Source organism: Gottfriedia sp. NPDC058432 (genome assembly GCF_042721555.1).
In the GTDB taxonomy this organism is placed as follows: domain Bacteria; phylum Bacillota; class Bacilli; order Bacillales; family Bacillaceae_G; genus Gottfriedia.
The window spans coordinates 34169-50249 of sequence record NZ_JBHXLC010000016.1; the positions used below are offsets into that span (position 1 = coordinate 34169).

Genomic DNA, 16081 nt, shown 5'->3' on the forward strand with positions numbered 1-16081 from the left:
AATATGAACCATTTTTATGAATTTGGTGGGGAAACATTGCATGTGCTAAATAATGTTTCAATCAATATTAAAAAAGGTGATTTTGTAGCAATTGTTGGCCCATCTGGTTCAGGTAAATCAACATTTATGAATATGATTGGATGCTTGGATCAACCAGACTCTGGAAGCTATTTATTTGATGGCCAGGCGATTGAAGATATGAATAATCGAGAACTAGCGTTAATTAGAAATCGGAAAATAGGGTTTATTTTTCAAAACTTTAATCTATTGTCAAAATTAAGTGCATTGGAGAATGTCGAGTTACCTCTTAGTTATCGAGGCCTCCCGCAAAATGAAAGAAGAACAATGGCAATGGAAGTATTAAAAGAAGTAGGTTTAGACGAACGTATTCATCATCTTCCAAGTCAACTATCGGGAGGTCAGCAACAAAGGGTTGCGATTGCGAGAGCTTTAGCCAGAAGACCAGATCTACTATTAGCCGATGAACCGACTGGTGCATTAGATCAAAAAACAGGACGAGAAATTTTAGATTTATTGAAAAGACTTCATAAAGAAGGTCATACTATTATTTTGATTACTCACGACAATAACATCGCGAAAGAAGCATCAAGGGTCATTAGAATAGGTGACGGTTGCCTGAGTGAGGAAAGTTTTTGTAAGCTTAGAATGGCTTAATTAATTAAAATGTTAATAAAGAGTATAGTTAGAAGCAAATGTTGTTATTACTTGAAATAGATATAAAATGCAATTTTTTAATCAGTCGTACTTAGTTCATTTGGTGGTATGATAGGTGTGGGATTAGGTGAGAGGGTAGCAAAACTGTATTTAATGAATTTAAGTACAACTATTGCATTCTTTTTACCTGGCTCAGCTTCAAATATGATACCAATTCAAGCATGACGATTTGAATAAATAAAGGGGAGCGTTGCTATAAAAGGAACGCTTCTTTTTTAGTCTATGGAGGCATAAAAAGTGAGATTATTAGTTGTAGAAGATCATATAGAAGTTTTAAATTCAATTGTTGAATTATTATCAAATGATTTTACAGTAGATAAAGCGTTAGAAGGAGAAGAAGGTTTTTTCTTAGCGATGCAAAACATATATGATGTGATTGTACTAGATGTGATGCTGCCTGAGAAAAATGGTTTTGAAATTATTAAAGACTTGAGAAAAGAAGGGGTACATACTCCAGTTCTATTTCTAACTGCCAAAGATTCACTAGAAGATCGTGTTGAAGGATTAAACTTAGGGGCAGATGATTATTTAGTAAAACCATTTCAAGGACCGGAGTTACTCGCAAGAATCTATGCATTACTTAGAAGAAGTGGTAAATTAACAATTGATAGTTCATTGAAGTATCAAGGAATCATTTTAAAAGGAAAAGAGCATCCTGTTGAAATAAATAATGAATCGATTCATTTAACAATCAAACAATATGAACTACTAGAATACTTTATACAAAATCAAGGCAAGATTTTAATGAAAGAACAAATTTTTGATAGAATATGGGGATTTGATTCTGATACTACTGTTGCAATCGTAGAAGTATACGTACATCAACTCCGAAAAAAGCTAGAACCATTTAATTATGGTAGTATGATAAAGACCGTCAGAGGAATCGGATATATTATGAAAGATGACTAGGTGAAGAGATGTTTAAGAAAACCAAAATTCGATTAACGATCATAAATTCAGTAGTATTTATCTTAATAATTGGAATCTTTTCTTTAATTATCTATTCATATACAAATAATCGTTTATATAAAGAAGTTGATCAATCACTTTTATGGAATATTAATCGTATACAAAATAGTGATAATCCAAATCGTTTACCAATTTCCAATCGAGATCCACGTGTTTTAATGATCATGTGGGATGAAAATAAAAAATTAGTAAATCCCATGCCAGGTATGAATGCAATCATTTTACAAGATGAACTTAAATATCCTACAAAAATAAACGAAATATATAATGATAAAATCGGTGATATGAATTATCGAACGATCTCAATTCAAGGTGAGACAAATCGAGGGAAAATTACGCTACAAATATTACGTAATATCGACTCAGAAAAGGATGTAGTTGATACATTATTAATCATACTAATTGTTGGTTGGGTTTTGGGAAGTGCATTATCAGTTGTAGCAGGTTATATTTTGGCTGGACGTGCACTCGTACCAATTACAAACGCTTGGCAAAAACAACAAGAGTTCGTATCAGATGCTTCTCATGAAATTCGAACGCCTTTAACTGTCATTCAATCACGTTTAGAATTATTGCTTAGAGAGCCAGGCGCAACAATCGAAGAAAAGGCGCAGGACTTTTCAATTATGTTAAAAGAGAATAGGCGCCTTTCCAAACTAGTAGCAAGCTTATTAACCTTAGCTAGATCGGATTCAGGACAAATACAATTAAATAAAAAAATATTCTCTTTAAATGAATTGTTAGAAGAAGTTGTTTCACACTTCACTGAAATCATTTCATTTCAAAGTAAAGAAATATTTTTGTCTATTAAAGATACGTATTTTTATTTTGGTGATCAAGAAAGAATTCATCAATTACTTGTGATTTTAATCGATAATGCAATGAAATTTACAAACGAAAATGATACGATTCAAATTAGTTGTGAACAAGTAAAAAATAATTTTCTTATCAAGGTGATTGATAGTGGAGTGGGTATAAAAGAAGAGAACCTTCCTCGAATATTTGACCGTTTCTTCCAGGAAGATGTTTCGCGTACATCCAAAAATGGAATTGGACTGGGATTATCAATTGCAAAATGGATTGTTGAAGAACACGGCGGGAAAATTAAAGTTCAAAGTATAAAAGGAGAAGGTACAAGTTTTGAAGTATCTTTACCAATTATGTCCTCTTTAAAACACAGCTAAATTCCAAGACAGCGTATTTAATTAAGAAAGTAATTTGGTGATTTCCCCAAGAAAATAAAGTATATTTCCGACATTATTTCCTAAGAAATAACGATAAACTACAATAAATTAGAAATTAATGAAGAATTTTAATTAAGTGAGAAAATCTACTGAACTAAGTAGATTTTTTTTATGGAAGAATAAATGAAGGTTTTCCAGTTAAGTACTTTTGGTATGAAAGGAATCATTGATTATTGAATAGAATATGTATTTAAAAGATTAAATGTAGTATTATAGAGTATTTTATATAATTAGTTGTGTCTTATATGGGTAAACCATGTTTTAACAAATTGTGTTTGCAAAAAGCACATATATTAATTCTTTGATTTAGTTCCTGTTTTTCTGACATTAGAGAGTGGAAATCAACATTCATCTTTAAATAGATACTAAGTCGCATTTTTAAATTACACCTACATAAAATGATAGTAAGGAGGTCATTTGGGATGGAAAAATATATTTTATCACTTGACCAAGGGACGACTAGTTCAAGAGCAATTTTGTTTGATATAAAAGGTAAGATTGTACATACAGCTCAAAAAGAGTTTACTCAATATTTTCCAAAGCCAGGTTGGGTCGAGCATAATGCAAATGAGATTTGGGGTTCGGTGCATGCGGTGATTGCAACATGCCTTGCGGAATCAAATATTCGTCATGATCAAATTAGTGGAATTGGTATTACTAACCAACGTGAAACGACTGTCGTTTGGGATAAACATACAGGGGCTCCAATCTATAATGCAATTGTTTGGCAATCAAGACAAACAGCTGAAATTTGTGAGGAACTGAAAAACAAAGGTTATGATTCAATAGTTCGCGAAAAAACAGGTCTATTAATTGATGCTTACTTTTCTGGTACGAAAGTAAAATGGATTCTTGATCATATTGATGGTGCTAGAGAAAAGGCTGAGGCAGGAGATTTATTATTTGGAACCATTGATACGTGGTTAGTGTGGAAGCTTTCTGGTGGGAGAGCACATGTTACGGATTATTCAAATGCATCTAGAACAATGATGTATAATATTCATGACTTAAAATGGGATAAAGATTTATTGAAAATGTTAGATGTTCCAGAGTGTATGCTTCCAAGTGTCCGCCCTTCTTCAGAAGTATATGCTAATACTGTAAGTTATCATTTTTTTGGAAGTGAGATTCCGATTGCTGGCATAGCTGGTGACCAGCAAGCAGCTTTATTTGGTCAGGCTTGTTTTGAAAAGGGAATGGCGAAAAATACATATGGAACTGGTTGTTTTATGCTTATGAATACAGGAAATCATGCTGTTAAGTCAAATCATGGATTATTAACTACAATTGCATGGGGAATAGACGGAAAAGTTGAATATGCACTTGAAGGGAGTATATTTGTAGCGGGTTCTGCTATTCAATGGTTACGTGATGGTTTAAGAATGATTAAAAATGCAGCAGATAGTGAGAAATATGCCACTAGGGTAACCTCATCTGAGGGAGTTTATGTTGTACCTGCTTTTGTAGGATTAGGTACACCTTACTGGGATAGTGAAGTCCGTGGCGCAGTATTTGGTTTAACGAGAGGTACATCTAAAGAACATTTTATCCGTGCTACATTAGAAGCTCTTGCATATCAAACAAAAGATGTGCTTACAGCAATGGAGGCGGATTCAACTATTTCTTTAAAAACGTTACGAGTAGACGGTGGAGCAGTTAGGAATAATTTCTTAATGCAATTTCAAAGTGATATTTTGAATGTACCTGTCGAGCGACCTGTTATAAATGAAACAACAGCTTTAGGTGCGGCTTATTTGGCTGGCTTAGCAGTTGGATTTTGGAAAAACCAAGAAGAAATAGCTGGGCAATGGCATATGGATCGATGCTTTGAGCAGCAAATGACAACTGAATTAAGTAATGAACTATATTCAGGTTGGAAAAAAGCAGTTAATGCAGCTTTAGCATTTAAATAAGTTACACACTTAATTTCAAAATTCTAGGACCTTTCTACGTACATCTGTAATTGTAGCGGTCCTTTTTTAATTTTAGATTGATTTCTTTTATGCCAGCTTTTTAAAACAACTAGAAAATTTGTTGAAGTGAGGTTTTACAATGGAAGAACAATTTTCGAGTTTAAATAGAAAAAAGATTAAGAAAGCATTAGCTGAAAAAGAGTTCGATTTATTGGTAATTGGTGGAGGAATAACAGGTTGTGGTATTGCACTTGATGCAACGACTAGAGGGATGAGTACCGCCCTAGTTGAGATGCAGGATTTTGCTTCAGGTACGTCTAGTCGTTCAACTAAGCTAGTTCATGGTGGTTTGCGATATTTAAAACAGTATGAATTTAAAATGGTAGCAGAGGTTGGTAAAGAGCGAGCAATTGTTTATGAAAATGGACCCCATGTAACTACACCTGAATGGATGTTACTGCCTATTTATAAAGGTGGAACTTTTGGTAAATTTACTACTTCTCTCGGCCTTAGATTATATGATTACTTAGCTGGTGTGAAAAAAGATGAACGAAGGAAGATTTTAAATCGAAAAGAAACGATCGAAAAGGAGCCGCTAGTTAAAAAGGAGGGACTTAAAGCTGGAGGATATTACGTTGAATATCGAACGGATGATGCGCGTCTTACAATCGAAGTCATAAAAAAAGCAGTTGAATATGGAGCACAGGCAATTAATTATGTAGAAGTGACTGATTTCATCTATGAAAATAATAGAATAGTAGGCGCTAAAGCAATCGATTTATTAACGAAAGTACCTTTTACAATTCGCGCAAAGAGGATTGTTAATGCAACCGGACCATGGGTTGATCAGCTTAGGGAAATGGAACGATTAAAAAGTGATAAAAATCTTAGACTAACGAAAGGGGTTCATTTAGTTATAGATCATAAAAAGTTTCCATTAAATCAGTCTGTTTATTTTGATACGATAGACGGTCGAATGGTCTTTGCAATTCCAAGAGATGGAAAGACATATGTTGGTACAACGGATACATTTTTTGATCGGGATACCTCTAATCCTAAAGTAAGTAATGAAGATAGGGAATATATTTTAAATTGCGTTAAATATATGTTTCCAACGATAAAACTAGAAGATACTGACGTTGAATCAAGCTGGGCTGGCATTCGTCCTTTAATTTTTGAAGAAGGTAAAGATCCTTCTGAAATATCTAGAAAAGATGAGATTTGGGAATCATCCTCTGGGTTAATTTCAATAGCCGGGGGAAAGTTAACAGGATATCGTAAAATGGCGGAGACAATTGTAGACCTAATTTTAAAAGACAATGACAATAGATTTAGAGAATGTCTGACTAAAAATTTACCAATTTCAGGTGGAGATGTTGGGGGATCAAAAGGATTTAATTATTTTAAAAAACGATTTTCTTCTGCTGGTATCGCAATTGGATTAAGTGAATCGGAATATAAAAGATTAAGTAGAGTATATGGATCGAATATAGAGCATTTAATGAATATATCATTTAGTGATTTGAAAAATGATACTAATCTACCACTATCATTATTTTTACAACTAGAATATGGAATTCAAAAAGAAATGATTGTTAAACCAGTCGATTTTTTTATTAGGAGAACTGGATTTTTATATTTTCATATTGATCTTGTTAATGAGTATAAAGACGAAGTGATTCGTTATATGGCGAATAGATTAAGTTGGAGCAAATACCAAATCGTAGAATACAGTTTGGAATTGGAAGAGCAAATAAAAAATGCAATTACTGCTTCTAATGAATGATTTTAAAAGCGATTAATAAAAGTAGAAACTGCATAAATAAGAAAATCCAGACTGACCAAGAGCGAACGTTGATCAACAGTCTGGGTATTCTTATTTTTTAGATATGAATTTATTATCCGTAATCCAAAACCTCCAAGGATAGTCCCGTGCCTCTCCGGTGTTTTCAATTCCAATCCTAGGACCACTACTAATATGTTCTGGTTTAATTCCTTCCTTGATGTAAACAGGTGGCAGCCAAATTGGTTTTCCATAAGACTCCATCGTAATATTCAATGCTTTTGTAAGTTTACCTGGTCCATTCGTTAAATTAGAGATAGGCTGATTTTTTCGAAATTCGATCATTTTTTCAATCCCGTTCACAGGTTCTAATGCTCTAATTAATACTACCTGTGGTAGGCCGATTTCCTCACAAACTATATTAATTAAAGTATGGGTATGCATTTGATAAGTGTAGATATAACCTGCCTCGTGAAACATGATTTCTGTTCGTTTCGTACGTCGATTTTGATAACTGTGTGCAGCACGATCTTCTGGACCCATATATGCTTCGGTCTCTACAATTATTCCGGAAAGTTCCATTTCATCAGTATTATGAACTAATATATGACCTAAAAGGTCCTTTGCTACTTGTATAGATGGTTTAAAAAAGAAATCTTGTTTTAATGTCGAATTCATAAGTAACTCCTCGAAAATTGTTTTATAAATAGAGAAAATGTATTAATTTGTCATGTTAATAAGACTATTTACCTATTTCTATTATTAGAATTACATTAAAATTAGATTAAATATATTAAACAGATTATTAGAAAATATTCATAATTACTCATTGTACAACCCCCTTCAAACTTGTACTATTTACTTATTGTTAGAAGATTCTGAAAAGGGGTGTAGATTTATGGCAAGACCATCTTACTGGAAGGTATTATCGAGTGTCTCACTAGCTACAGCATTAAGTATGTCCATTTTTTCAACTGGAGTTACTTCAAAAGCAGCAATTCCTACTGAAAGTGAAAGTAAGCAATTAGTAGAAAGTCCTTATTTAGATTTAAACGTAGTGGATGAAGAAAGATTAGAAAAAGCTTTAAGAGACAGAGGCGAGATCAAAGAATCTGATAGTGCTGAAGTAGCTAAAGAAAAAGTACAAGCATACATAAAAGAAAAACAAGGTGAATATAAAGAGAAAGTTCAAGCACAATCACAGTCGGAAATTGCTGATAAACAAAGAGCAACACTAGAAAAACGTAAAGCTCAACTTTTATCACAATTAAATAAAGGCCACGAAAACTATAAAAAAGGCAAACCAAATGGTGTAGTAAAAGTTGATTCTGCAAAACAAGCTGGCTATAACGGCGGAGTACGTGAAGATAAAGTATTAGTAATCTTAACTGAATTTGCTGATTTCAAACATAACAATATTGATAAACAAGAAGGGTATATGTACACTGACGATTTTAGCAAAAAGCATTATGAAGATATGCTTTTCGGAGATAAAGAATTTACTTTAAACGATGGTTCAAAAGTAAAAACTTTTAAACAATTTTATGAAGAACAATCTGGTGGAAGCTATACTGTAAAAGGTACAGTTACAGACTGGTTAGCGGTTAGTGGAAAAGCAGCTGAATATGGTGATGATAGTCCTTCTGGTGGACATGATAATTTAAACCCAAAAGGTCCTCGTGATTTAGTTAAAGAATCATTACGTGCTGCAATTGATTCAGGCATAAACTTAGCTGATTTTGATAATTTAGATATTTATGATCTTGATGGTGATGGCAACATTAATGAGCCTGATGGATTAGTAGACCATTTAATGGTACTTCACGCTGGAACTGGACAAGAAGCTGGCGGAGGTAAGTTAGGTGATAACGCAATCTGGTCACATCGTTGGACTTTAAATGGTGTAACTTCTTTCCCAGGAACACAATCAAAGGTTCCATATTGGGGCGGATTGATGGCTGCATATGATTACACAATTGAGCCAGAAGATGGAGCAGTTGGTGTATTCGCTCACGAATTTGGTCATGATCTAGGATTACCAGATGAGTACGATACTCAGTATTCAGGTAATGGTGAGCCAATTGCTTCTTGGTCAGTTATGAGTGGCGGTAGTTGGAACGGAGCAATCGCAGGAACGACGCCTACAAGTTTTTCACCGCAAAATAAAGAGTATTTCCAAAAAACAATTGGTGGAAACTGGGCTAATGTGACAGAAGTAGATTATAAGGATATTGACGAAAAAGGTATTGCTACTTTTATTGACCAAAGTGTTACTAAATCTAATAACCCAGGTGTAGTAAAAGTTAACTTACCAAAGAAAGAAGTAAAAAGTAAAATTCAACCACAATTTGGTGCTAAGTATTACTATAGTGCAAAAGGAGATAACCTCCATACTACGATGACTTCACCAGTATTTAATTTAACAGCAGCTACAAATGCAAGCTTCGCTGTAAAAGCAAACTATGAAGTTGAATACAATTATGACTATCTGTATGTAAATGTATTAGATGCAGCAACAGGTACTAAACTTGCGACAATCGATACAATTGGTACTAAAAATATTGCAGGTGGACTTGATACATCGAAAGGACTTTGGGTAGATAAAGTTTATGACTTGTCTGCTTACAAAGGCAAAAATGTAAAAGTTCAATTTGAATATGTTACTGATGGTGGACTATCTCCGGCAGGATTTGCTTTCGACGAAGCAAAATTAACTGTTGATGGCACAGTTAAATTTACTGATGGTGCGGAAACGACGCCAGCATTTACATTAGACAAAGCAACTGTATCTAATGGAACTGATTTTAAAAATCACTACTACTACCTAGAGTGGAGAAACTATGCTGGCTCTGATAAAGCATTAGAATATGCTCGCGGAGTTAAGTATAATACTGGTTTAGTAGTTTGGTATGGTGATGATAGCTACACAGATAACTGGACAGGTGTTCACCCAGGTGAAGGTTTCTTAGGTGTTGTAGATGCTCACCCAGAAGCTATGGTTGGTACATTAAATGGTAAACCATCAGTATCACAAAGTACTCGTTACCAAGTAGCTGACGCAGCTTTCAGTTACGACAAATCTCCTGAATTTTACTTTAACTCACCATCTCGTGGGATCTTTGATTATGCTGGTTTACCTGGTGTAACAGAGTTTGATGATTCGCATAGTTACCAAAATACTTTAATTCCAGATGCAGGAAGAAAAGTACCTAACTACGGATTAAAATTCCAAGTTATTGGGGAAGCAAAAGATAATTCAGCTGGTGCTGTTTGGATTCATAAATAAGTAAGTATAAAGAATAAGAGTCTGATATATTATCAGGCTCTTATTCTTTTTTTTGTGTTTAGACTGGCCGGAAAATGAGTATGTCAATGAATATCTTGGTTAATTTCAATTATAGCTTGTTATGAGTAAGTAATTTTCAAAATCGAGCGTATCAAGTTCTTCATGAACCTGTTATGAGTAAGTTATTTCCGTCTTCTAGTGTTTATAGCTACTCATGATCCAGTTATGAGTAGGGGACTCAATGTAGTTTCAAATTTTAGGAATTAAGTTTAATTCCAACTGCGCCCTTGTCTTCGCCTAAATGCTCCCAAATCAGCGAGTTTTTTTATCGTGGTTTTTATGAACAAAATGGTTTTAATGGACTTTACGTCTTTAACGTTCATAAAAACTTTTTTCAGAATTATTAAATTATAATACTTGTATTAGAAAGCGTTTCCAAAAGGGGAGGAACTATAGGTGAAATTTAAAAAGACTAGTTTGTTCGTAATGACTTCTTTAATCGCGGTAAGTCTTGCTGCTTGTAAAAGTAGTAGTGTTTCGACGGGAGGTAATAGCTCAAATTATCCTAATAAGGCAATTTCGGTTGTAGCACCATCTGGAGCAGGTGGCGGATGGGATTTAACGGCAAGATCGTTCACTAAAGTATTAAGTGAAACAAAACTTGTTAAAGAACCTATGACGGTAGAAAATAAACCAGGCGGTGGCGGTACGGTATTCATGGCTGAATATGCTACACAAGATAAAGCCAATAATGAAAAATTATTCGTAAACTCACCACCTATTATTATTAACAATTTGAAAAAAGAGGGAAATAGTCCATATGGCTATAAAAATAGCACACCTTTAGCTCAGCTAACAAAGGATTATGGTGCAATCGTTGTAAAAGCTGATTCTAAGTATAAAGATTTAAAATCACTTTTAAATGATATGAAAAAGAATCCAAAGAATATTACTTTAGCTGGTGGATCTGCACCTGGTTCTATGGATCATTTAATCGGAATATTACCGGCTTATAAATATGGTATTGATCCTACTAAAATTAAGTATGTTTCCTATGATGGTGGTTCAGAGGCAATAACAGCATTATTAGGGAATAACGCGGATGTCATTTCGACCGATGTCTCTAGTACGCTTGAGTTTGTTAAATCAGGTAAAGTTAAAGTTTTAGCAGTAACATCACCTGAACGTTTACAAGGAGATGTATTGTCTAAGTTTCCAACAGCTAAAGAACAAGGAATAGATGCCGAGTTTATCATTTGGCGTGGGGTTTTTGGACCAGAGAAAATGTCTAAGGACGCATACTCATATTGGGAAAAAACAATTTCAAAATTAGTTGAGACAGCTGAATGGAAAGAAGAAGTAGAAAAGCAAGGCTGGCAGCCGGAATATAAAAATGGTAAAGAATTTAATTCATTCTTATCAGATCAAGAAACACAAGTTCAAGATTTATTAAAAGCATTAGGAATGAATAAATAGTTGAAATAAAGAAGGGGAAAAACACTCCTTCTTTTCCATTACTGAACATAAAGAGGTGAGATACATGAATAAAAAATTTGATCGATTAGCAGCTATCATCTTTCTTATTACAGGTATAACTTTTATTATCGAAAGTCGAAATATAGCAGCTACTGCATATGGAAGTGTAGTTGGCCCAAACGTTTTTCCATTTATACTTGGCTGTGCATTGTCCCTATTAAGCTTTAGGTTATTTTACGAAACATTTTCTTATAAGGAAAAAGAAAAGGAAGCAGTTCAATATAATTATAAGCAATTTTTTATCATCCTAGTTTCAGCTATTCTTTATGCACTTTTACTTGAGAAAATCGGTTTTATTATTAGTTCGTTTTTATTCCTGATTGTTGCAATTCAAACAATGGAGCGTGGAAACTGGATAAAATCACTTTCGATTTCATTAGGTTACTCTCTCATTATTTATTTTATTTTTGTCGATGTTTTAAAAGGTACGTTACCTGTTTGGTCAATTTGGTTTTAAGAAAAAAGAAGGGAGAGTTATTAACTTGAGTACTTTTCAATATTTAATGCAGGGATTTGAAACTGCATTTACATGGTACAACTTATTGTTTGCTTTTGCCGGAGTATTAATTGGTACAGCAGTAGGGGTATTACCTGGTATTGGGCCAATGAGTGGGGTCGCTTTATTAATACCTGTTACTGCTTCAGTTACTGGTTTTTTAGGACCTGAGCAAGCAGCGGGGAGTGCAATTATTTTATTAGCTGGTGTATATTATGGTGCTATGTATGGTGGTTCTACTACATCAATTTTATTAAATACTCCAGGTGAATCGTCTTCTGTAGTGACGACTTTGGATGGCTATCAAATGGCTAAAAAAGGTAGAGCAGGAAGTGCTTTGTCAATCGCAGCAATTGGTTCATTTGTAGCCGGGATTTTTACTCTTATTGCATTGATCGTATTAGCAAAACCATTATCGGCATTAGCAATTAAGTTCGGTCCAGCCGAATACTTTTCATTAATGCTTCTTGGTTTATGTGCAGTAAGTGGACTAGCAGGAAAGTCGGTAACAAAAGCATTAATTATGACGATCTTAGGATTACTACTAGCTACAATCGGAATTGATTCCGTATCAGGAGTTTCTCGTTTTACATATGACATTCCATGGCTTTATCAAGGGTTAGAATTTTTAACAATAGCGGTAGGATTATTTGCACTAGGGGAAGTATTTAAAACAATTATTGAAAATGAAATTGAAGATGGCGAGATGGCAAAGATTAATAATTTATTACCATCTAAAGAAGAATTAAAAGAAAGTGTAGCACCGATTGCTAGGGGCTCTGTTTTAGGATTTTTCGTCGGTTTATTACCGGGAGCGGGTGCTATTTTAGCTTCATTTTTTGCTTATATTTTAGAAAAGAAGGTTAGTAAAACGCCAGAAAAGTTTGGAACTGGTACTATTGCAGGAGTTGCATCTCCTGAGTCAGCAAACAATGCCGCGTCTGGAGGAGCGATGATTCCTTTATTAACTTTAGGGATTCCAAGTTCAGGAACAACTGCAATCTTAATGGGTGCTTTGATGATGTATAACATACAACCAGGGCCACTATTATTTGATGAACATCCTGACGTAGCATGGGGATTAATTGCAAGTATGTTTATCGGTAACGTAATGCTTATTATCTTAAACATGCCTTTAGTAAAAATATTTGCAAAGATTATTCAAACGCCGAAGAAATATTTATTGCCACTAATTGTAGCCATTTCAATATTTGGTGTTTATGCCGTTCAAGTATCTGTAAATGATTTACTTCTATTAATAGCATGTGGTATTTTCGGATATTTCCTTTCGAAAAATGATTTTCCAATCGCACCATTAGTATTAGGAATCGTTTTAGGACCAATGATTGAAAATAATTTAAGAAGAGCTTTAACTGTATCAAATGGTGATTATAGTATTTTCTTTACTCATCCTATCTCATTAGTATTTTTAATCATTGGTGTACTTTGGATTCTCATTCCAATTATTATTAAATTGAAAGGTAAAGAAGTAGTGATTAATGTAGAAGCTTAAAATATTCTAACAAAACTCCTTTAATAAAAGGAGTTTTTTGATTATTATAAAAATATAAGGGGAAATTTTATGCGTTTACATTATAAGTTGATCATTTTTATTTCTGTACTCATTCTAGTGATTAGTAGTGTTTTTGAAATAGTATCTCAAGAAATGTTTCTAAAAAACCTTAAACATGAAAAGGGTCTAAAGGCCTTAGCTATTTCTCAAACAGTGGCAAATATGCCAGTAGTTCGTGAAGCATTTCTAAGTGAAAATCCATCGGGGATCGTTCAACCAATCGTTGAAAAGATCCGAGAGAAAGTTGGAGCGGAATTTATTGTTGTAGGAAATAGAAATGAAGTACGTTATTCACATCCAAATCCATTGCTAATTGGTAAGAAAATGGTTGGCGGGGATAATGATAAAGTATTTAAGGGACAGGAAATCGTATCAGAATCGACTGGTACACTTGGTCCTTCTTTAAGGGGAAAAACTCCTATTTTTGATGATAATGGTAAAGTAATTGGAGTTGTTTCTGTAGGCTACTTAATAAAAGATATCGATCATGAGGCAAAAGCGTTTAGTAAAAAACTAATAAAAAATAGTATTGTCATATTATTACTTGGCATAGGAGTAGCTTTTTTAATATCATTTAATATTAAAAAATCGATATTTGGATTGGAGCCGAAAGAAATTGGAAGGATGTACAAAGAAAAACATGCAATTTTAGAATCCATTCATGAAGGGATCATTGCAATTGATGAATATGGAGAGATTACGGTAGTAAATGAAAATGCTCATAAAGTACTTTCAATTCCTAATAATTTAAAGCTTAGAGGATTAAAAATCGAAGACATATTGCATAATTCACATCTGAAGAAAGTAGTTGAAACTGGTAAGCCAATTTATGATTTAGAGTTTTTAATAAATGAAAAAGTAATGATTATTAATTGTATACCGATTGTTGGAGTGAATTCTAAAATTGTTGGAGCTGTAACAACCTTTAGGGAAAAATCAGAATTGAATAAATTGCTAAATGAACTATCACAAATCAAAGCGTATTCAGAAGGCCTTAGAGCACAGGCACATGAATATTCGAATAAGTTACATACGATTTTAGGCTTAATACAGCTTGAATCTTATCAAGAAGCGATTGAATTAATTTCAAAGGAATCAAATATAACTCAAAATATTATCCATTTTATTATGGAAGAAATTTCAGACCCGGTTGTAGCAGGACTTCTATTAGGAAAAATAAGTTTAGCTAATGAGTTAAAAGTAGACTTTAACATTGATTATAATAGTAGTTTTGCTGATGTCCCAAAAGAAATAAATCGGGAAGACTTAATAACCATAATCGGAAATCTATTAAATAACGCTTTCGATGCAGTATTAGAAACGAATAAATCAGAAAAGCTTGTTTCACTATTTCTTACTGATTTAGGTGAAGATTTAGTGATTGAAATTGAGGACAATGCAAATGGAATCCCTGAAGAATTAATCGATGAGATTTTTGAATATGGTATTACTTCTAAGGAGAAATCTAAAAACTCAGGGATTGGACTTCACCTAGTTCAAAGATTACTCCATAAATTAAACGGACAAATTACTTTTCATTCAAATGAACATGGGGGAACTACATTTATTGTTGCCATTCCGAAACGCCAAAAGGAGAGTAACAGATACGATGAAAAAGAATTTTATAGAAGTGTTAATAGTTGAAGATGATAGTAGAATTGCAGAAATTCATCAACGATTTATTGAAAGAATTGAAGGGTTTAGTGTAATTGGTATTGCGACAAATTACCAAGAAGCAGTTGATTTAATTGAGATTCTAAAACCGCAGCTAGTATTACTAGATGTTTATTTTCCAGATATGAATGGCTTAGATTTTTTACAATGGATGAAGAAACATTCAATTTTAGCAGATGTGATTATGATTACAGCATCCAAAGAAATCGATTCAGTTAATAAGGCCTTACATTATGGTGTATTTGATTTTATTATAAAGCCAGTCATTTTTGATCGTTTTAAAAAGTCTCTAATTCGTTATGTAAATTATTCAAATAAAGTGCAAAGCCTACAATCAAAAAGTGCTTATCTAACTCAGGAAGAAATAGATGGTTTAATCGGAAAAAATAATTCGATAATTGAAGAGCAAAGTATATACCCTAAAGGAATTGATCGACTTACTTTAGATAAAGTGTTATTTGCGATAAAAGAAGTTCATAATGGAATGACTGCTGAGAATATAGGGCTAGAAATTGGCGTTAGTCGAACAACTGCCCGACGATATTTAGAATATCTAGTATCTGAAGGAAAAGTATTAGCCGATTTAGCGTACGGAACAATCGGAAGGCCAGAAAGAGTTTATTTAATAAAAAACTAGATTGTGTGATTTAGTAAAGTTTACTTAATGACTATGACAAACCTAACATTTCTGTAACAGGAATTGTGAAAAATCATGATAAGAGGATCGTCTAAACGCTTGGTGTACAAGCGTTTTTTTATGTTTTTTACAAGTTTATGACAATGGGAGTTTACTAGAGTCTGGATTTTGAAAGCGTTGAAAACCTTGCATTTGTTATATAAAATATACTTTGCAAGAACTACGGAGGTTAATA

Annotated in this window: 12 protein-coding genes; 11 read left to right on the forward strand and 1 reads right to left on the reverse strand. The window is 33.5% G+C overall.

All coding sequences use genetic code 11. The features are described 5' to 3' along the window. The first annotated feature begins 3 nt into the window (after positions 1 to 3). The 5 genes from ACFWM3_RS16180 (at position 4) to ACFWM3_RS16200 (ending at position 6647) form a co-directional block, all read left to right on the forward strand. A complete protein-coding gene (locus tag ACFWM3_RS16180) occupies positions 4 to 675 on the forward strand; it encodes an ABC transporter ATP-binding protein (protein WP_390312128.1) in 672 nt (223 codons plus the stop codon). Between the two features lie 297 nt (positions 676 to 972). Then, positions 973 to 1644 (forward strand): response regulator transcription factor, encoded by a 672-nt coding sequence (locus ACFWM3_RS16185; protein ID WP_390312088.1) that lies wholly within the window; start codon positions 973 to 975, stop codon positions 1642 to 1644. An 8-nt stretch (positions 1645 to 1652) separates the two neighbouring features. Further along, the gene (locus tag ACFWM3_RS16190; protein WP_390312089.1) at positions 1653 to 2888 is read left to right on the forward strand and encodes a sensor histidine kinase; all 1236 of its coding nucleotides are present in this window, start codon (positions 1653 to 1655) and stop codon (positions 2886 to 2888) included. A gap of 482 nt (positions 2889 to 3370) precedes the next feature. Further along, complete coding sequence (gene glpK / locus ACFWM3_RS16195; RefSeq protein ID WP_390312090.1) at positions 3371 to 4861, forward strand: glycerol kinase GlpK; 1491 nt, start codon at positions 3371 to 3373, stop codon at positions 4859 to 4861. 139 nt (positions 4862 to 5000) lie between these two features. Beyond that, the gene (locus ACFWM3_RS16200; RefSeq protein ID WP_390312091.1) at positions 5001 to 6647 is read left to right on the forward strand and encodes a glycerol-3-phosphate dehydrogenase/oxidase; all 1647 of its coding nucleotides are present in this window, start codon (positions 5001 to 5003) and stop codon (positions 6645 to 6647) included. Positions 6648 to 6737: 90 nt separating this feature from the next. Here the strand turns inward: ACFWM3_RS16200 and ACFWM3_RS16205 are convergent, their stop codons facing one another. Next, positions 6738 to 7322, reverse strand: coding sequence for a DNA-3-methyladenine glycosylase (locus ACFWM3_RS16205; protein WP_390312092.1), 585 nt, complete (start codon positions 7320 to 7322; stop codon positions 6738 to 6740). 220 nt (positions 7323 to 7542) lie between these two features. Here ACFWM3_RS16205 and ACFWM3_RS16210 point away from each other — a divergent pair, with 220 nt between their 5' ends. The 6 genes from ACFWM3_RS16210 to ACFWM3_RS16235 all read left to right on the forward strand — a co-directional run bounded on the left by ACFWM3_RS16210 (position 7543) and on the right by ACFWM3_RS16235 (position 15846). Next, the gene (locus tag ACFWM3_RS16210; protein WP_390312093.1) at positions 7543 to 9930 is read left to right on the forward strand and encodes an immune inhibitor A domain-containing protein; all 2388 of its coding nucleotides are present in this window, start codon (positions 7543 to 7545) and stop codon (positions 9928 to 9930) included. Positions 9931 to 10386: 456 nt separating this feature from the next. Beyond that, the gene (locus tag ACFWM3_RS16215; protein ID WP_390312094.1) at positions 10387 to 11406 is read left to right on the forward strand and encodes a Bug family tripartite tricarboxylate transporter substrate binding protein; all 1020 of its coding nucleotides are present in this window, start codon (positions 10387 to 10389) and stop codon (positions 11404 to 11406) included. A gap of 64 nt (positions 11407 to 11470) precedes the next feature. Beyond that, on the forward strand, positions 11471 to 11923 hold the full coding sequence (locus tag ACFWM3_RS16220; protein WP_056471373.1) for a tripartite tricarboxylate transporter TctB family protein: 453 nt from the start codon (positions 11471 to 11473) through the stop codon (positions 11921 to 11923). A 46-nt stretch (positions 11924 to 11969) separates the two neighbouring features. Further along, positions 11970 to 13475 carry a tripartite tricarboxylate transporter permease gene (locus tag ACFWM3_RS16225; protein ID WP_390312129.1) on the forward strand — a complete coding sequence of 502 codons (1506 nt, stop codon included), beginning with the start codon at positions 11970 to 11972 and terminating at the stop codon, positions 13473 to 13475. Between the two features lie 69 nt (positions 13476 to 13544). Beyond that, positions 13545 to 15179, forward strand: coding sequence for an ATP-binding protein (locus ACFWM3_RS16230; RefSeq protein WP_390312095.1), 1635 nt, complete (start codon positions 13545 to 13547; stop codon positions 15177 to 15179). Beyond that, positions 15145 to 15846: a response regulator gene (locus tag ACFWM3_RS16235; protein ID WP_056471366.1), complete on the forward strand. Its 702-nt coding sequence runs from the start codon at positions 15145 to 15147 to the stop codon at positions 15844 to 15846. The genes ACFWM3_RS16230 and ACFWM3_RS16235 overlap by 35 nt, the downstream gene beginning before the upstream one ends. Positions 15847 to 16081: the final 235 nt, after the last annotated feature.

What these genes read in the sequence shown, in the direction of transcription:
- ACFWM3_RS16190 (WP_390312089.1), top strand. Translation starts at nt 1,653, where the DNA reads ATGTTTAAGAAAACCAAAATTCGATTAACGATCATAAATTCAGTAGTA.
- ACFWM3_RS16180 (WP_390312128.1), top strand. Translation starts at nt 4, where the DNA reads ATGAACCATTTTTATGAATTTGGTGGGGAAACATTGCATGTGCTAAAT.
- glpK (WP_390312090.1), top strand. Translation starts at nt 3,371, where the DNA reads ATGGAAAAATATATTTTATCACTTGACCAAGGGACGACTAGTTCAAGA.
- ACFWM3_RS16200 (WP_390312091.1), top strand. Translation starts at nt 5,001, where the DNA reads ATGGAAGAACAATTTTCGAGTTTAAATAGAAAAAAGATTAAGAAAGCA.
- ACFWM3_RS16220 (WP_056471373.1), top strand. Translation starts at nt 11,471, where the DNA reads ATGAATAAAAAATTTGATCGATTAGCAGCTATCATCTTTCTTATTACA.
- ACFWM3_RS16205 (WP_390312092.1), bottom strand. Translation starts at nt 7,322, where the DNA reads ATGAATTCGACATTAAAACAAGATTTCTTTTTTAAACCATCTATACAA.
- ACFWM3_RS16235 (WP_056471366.1), top strand. Translation starts at nt 15,145, where the DNA reads ATGAAAAAGAATTTTATAGAAGTGTTAATAGTTGAAGATGATAGTAGA.
- ACFWM3_RS16225 (WP_390312129.1), top strand. Translation starts at nt 11,970, where the DNA reads ATGCAGGGATTTGAAACTGCATTTACATGGTACAACTTATTGTTTGCT.
- ACFWM3_RS16210 (WP_390312093.1), top strand. Translation starts at nt 7,543, where the DNA reads ATGGCAAGACCATCTTACTGGAAGGTATTATCGAGTGTCTCACTAGCT.
- ACFWM3_RS16230 (WP_390312095.1), top strand. Translation starts at nt 13,545, where the DNA reads ATGCGTTTACATTATAAGTTGATCATTTTTATTTCTGTACTCATTCTA.